Annotated in this window: 3 protein-coding genes; 2 read left to right on the top strand and 1 reads right to left on the bottom strand. The window is 68.5% G+C overall.

Annotation, left to right across the window (positions count from 1 at the left end; translation table 11 throughout):
• Together AB7E83_RS28030 and AB7E83_RS28025 are read left to right on the top strand one after the other, a co-directional pair.
• Nucleotides 1-2,282: Eco57I restriction-modification methylase domain-containing protein (locus AB7E83_RS28030; protein WP_428574811.1), on the top strand; the 2,282-nt coding region annotated here is incomplete at its 5' end.
• Between the two features lie 37 nt (nt 2,283-2,319).
• Nucleotides 2,320-2,691 carry a GxxExxY protein gene (locus tag AB7E83_RS28025; RefSeq protein WP_428574810.1) on the top strand — a complete coding sequence of 124 codons (372 nt, stop codon included), beginning with the start codon at nt 2,320-2,322 and terminating at the stop codon, nt 2,689-2,691.
• Nucleotides 2,692-2,741: 50 nt separating this feature from the next.
• On the opposite strand, the gene AB7E83_RS28020 is transcribed toward AB7E83_RS28025, so the two are convergent.
• On the bottom strand, nt 2,742-3,454 hold a 713-nt coding region (locus AB7E83_RS28020), incomplete at its 5' end, for a hypothetical protein (protein WP_428574809.1).

Here is a 3,454-nt window from a genome sequence, read left to right as displayed (position 1 = left end):
GGCGGCTTGACGATGCCGTGATGGCGGACGCCGTGCTCGCGGTCAGCACGACCAGCGCGAGCACCGGGCGGCAGCGGATTCGCTATCGGGACCTCGACGTCGAGGAGCTCGGCACGGTCTACGAACGTGTGCTCGACTACGAGCCGGCGGCCTTCACCAGGGACCGCGATGTCCGCAAGGCGACCGGCACCTTCTACACGCCGCGACAGATGACGGCCCACCTGGTGCGGGAAACGTTGTCGCCGCTCGTGCACGGCCGGACCGCCGGGCAGCTCCTGTCGCTGCGCATCCTCGACCCGGCGATGGGCAGCGGCGCCTTCCTGGTTGCAGCCTGCCGGTACCTGGCGTCCGCGGTGGAGGACGCCTTGATTGCCGAGGGGCAGTGGCATCCGGCAGACATCTCTCCGGATGATCGAGCGGCAGTGCGACGGCAGGTCGCCCAGCGGTGCCTGTATGGCGTCGACCTCAACCCGATCGCCGTGCAGCTCGCGCGGCTATCGCTGTGGCTCGCCACGCTTGCGTCGGGCAAGCCGCTGACCTTCCTCGATCATCACCTCGTCACGGGCAACAGCCTCGTGGGGGCAACCCTGATCGACATCGCGAGACAACCCGGTGGCGGCCGGCGCCGGGGCGGGCGAACCGCTGGTCCGCTTTTTGACGATGAGGCGATGCAAACGACCTTGACGGCGGCAGGAGCGGCGCGGGAGGCGATGGCGATGCGGGCCGACGACAGCGCTGCCATCGTCCGTGACAAGGAACTGACGCTCGCTGCGCTGCAGGCGTCGGGATCGCCCCTCGGCCGCTGCGCCCGGCTGCTCGATCTCTGGTGCAGCGGCTGGTTCGTGCCGAAGGCCGATCGCTCCACGAGGGGGATGTTCAACGAACTGGCGGATGTCGTGCTGCGCGGCCGTGGGAGCCTTCCGGCAGCGGCCGCGGCGCCGTTCCTCGCGCGGGCGCAACAGGCGGCGGCGAGTCACCAGTTCCTTCACTGGCCGCTGGCGTTCCCGGAAGTCTTCAACGACGGCGGCGGATTCGACGCCGTGCTCGGCAACCCGCCGTGGGACATGGTGCGGGGCGACAGCGGCGACGGCCGGGCGCGCGAGTCGCGGCGCGACGCGGCGGCGGCGTTAACGGCGTTCGTCCGCGAATCGGGCGTGTACCGTGTCGAGGCCCAGGCGCACCTCAATCGATACGCGCTCTTCACCGAGCGCGCGCTGCAACTCGTTCGTCCAGGCGGGCGGCTTGGGTTCGTGCTGCCGGCTGGCGCCGTGACAGACGTCGGGACGGCGCCGCTGCGGCGTCATCTCTTCGACCGGGCTGCCGTCGATGTGCTGACCGGGCTCGACAATCGTGCCGGCATCTTCCCCATTCATCGCAGCGTCCGCTTCGTGCTGCTCAGCGCCACGGCCGGATCGCCGACACAGCAGATCGCCTGCCGGTTCGGCGTGACCGATCTCGACGACCTCGATCGTGGCCACTCGACAGGCGCGGCGCTCCTCCTCACGCACAGCCTCCTGGCGCGGGTGTCCGGGCAGGACGATTGCGGTGTGCCGGACGTGCAGGCGGCAGCGGACCTGCGGATCCTCGAGTCAATCAGCGCCACTGTTCCCCGCCTCGGAGACGCGGAGGGCTGGCACGTGCGGTTCGGGCGCGAGCTGAACGCCAGCGACGATCGGCAGTGGTTCGTCGCGCGCGCGGGGTACAGCGACGAGCGGCCGGTGCTCGAAGGCAAGCACGTTGCCCCCTTCCGCGTCGACGAGGCGGCTGCCCCGGTCGTGCTCGCGCCGGCTGCCCCTCGCCGTGTCCGCCGCCGCGCCCGTCTCGCTTACCGCGACGTTGCCGGCGCCGGCAATCGCCTCACGCTCATCGCCGCCATCGTTCCGCCCCACGCCGTGACGACGCACACGCTGTTCTGCCTGAAGACGCCGCTGCCGCTCGAGTCTCAACAGGCGCTGTGCGCCTTGATGAACAGCTTCGTCGCCAACTACCTGGTTCGCCTGCGGGTCAGCACGCACGTGACCGCGTCGCTCATCGCCCGCCTCCGCGTGCCGGTCGTCCGCGAGGGAACGCGTGACTTCGCGCGGCTGTCCGACCTGGCGCGATCACTGGCGAGCGGCAACGGCCCGGCGGAACAGCAGGAGGAGTACGTCGAGCTCCAGGCACTGGCCGCCCGCCTCTACGGCCTGGGACGCGAGGACCTGCGGCACATCTTGTCGAGGTTTCCGTTGATGCCGATCGAGCTGCGGGAAGCGGTCTTGTCCAGGTTCAGCGACAGCCGCTGATCACGGGCCACCGAGGCACCGAGACACCGAGGATCTTATGTACGAGCATGACCCGCTCACCGAGCAGATCATCCAGGCCGGCATCGAGGTTCATCGCGCCCTCGGCCCCGGGTTGCTGGAGACCGTTTACGAGGAAGCGCTCCGTATAGAGCTCCGGAATCACGGCCTCCCTTGCCAGCGACAGATCGGTGTTCCCGTTACGTACAGGGGCCATTTGATCGGGGAATACAGGCCCGACCTGGTTGTCGCAGAAACCGTGGTGGTGGAAGTGAAGAGCGTCGAACGACTCGACCCGGTTCATCGCGCGCAGCTGCTCGCCTATCTGCGAGTGACCAAGATCCGCGTAGGGCTGCTAATGAACTTCAACGCCGCGGTGTTGAAAGACGGCCTGAAAAGGTTAGCCCTGTAAATCCTCGGTGTCTCGGTGCCTCGGTGGTCCGTGATCAGTGGCTGTCGCCGCTACCAGCGAAGTACACGGAAGCCCCGCCACAGCGGGCCCTCCTTCACGTATCTCCACTCCGGGTTGCGGGCGGTGTCGCGGAGCGATTCGTGGACGCGGCAGAACGTCGCCACGTGGTCGTCCTCGCACTCGAAGCAGGTGATGAAGTCGAACTCGCCCTGACGCTCGTAACCGTCGGGGTTGTGATACAGCCGCCGGTAAATGGCGCTGATCCCTTCCTCCGCCGTCCGCGCGTGGCCGTGGACGGGGCAGCCGCTGCCGGAGTCGACGTGCGGGTAGAAGAAGGCATGCCGATCGAGCGAGGACATGGCCCACCATTCGGCGGTCTTGCTCATCGGCAGGACGAAGATGTTCCGCGCGACGCGGCCCGACTTGCGGGGCGCGGAGCGGCGATAGGCGTACTCGAAAAGTTCTGAGCTGGTGTAGCGCGGCGTCCGCTCGGCCCCGTCGAGGGCCAGCACGTCGCCGGCATCACCCAGCCGGCGGCGGAGCTCGGCTTCCAGCTCGTTCAATCGCGGCCGGTACTTCCCGGTGAACTGCACGCCATAGCGCGCGGCGGCAATGCCTGAATCGGCGACCGTCTCCCCCTGGGCGACGTAGAAGTGCACGGTCTCGTGCGGCTTGGCGTCGCGGGTGCCGTCGGCGTCGAAGTCGTTGAAGAAGCCACGGGCAATGCTGGCGCCCGCGGACTTGATCCGGCCCATGCCCGTCT

Source organism: Ramlibacter sp., assembly GCF_050250995.1.
In the GTDB taxonomy this organism is placed as follows: domain Bacteria; phylum Pseudomonadota; class Gammaproteobacteria; order Burkholderiales; family Burkholderiaceae_C; genus Ramlibacter.
The sequence above is the reverse complement of the archived record's forward strand: the minus strand, read 5'-3'. Positions and strand labels throughout refer to the sequence as shown.

What these genes read in the sequence shown, in the direction of transcription:
- AB7E83_RS28025 (WP_428574810.1), top strand. Translation starts at nt 2,320, where the DNA reads ATGTACGAGCATGACCCGCTCACCGAGCAGATCATCCAGGCCGGCATC.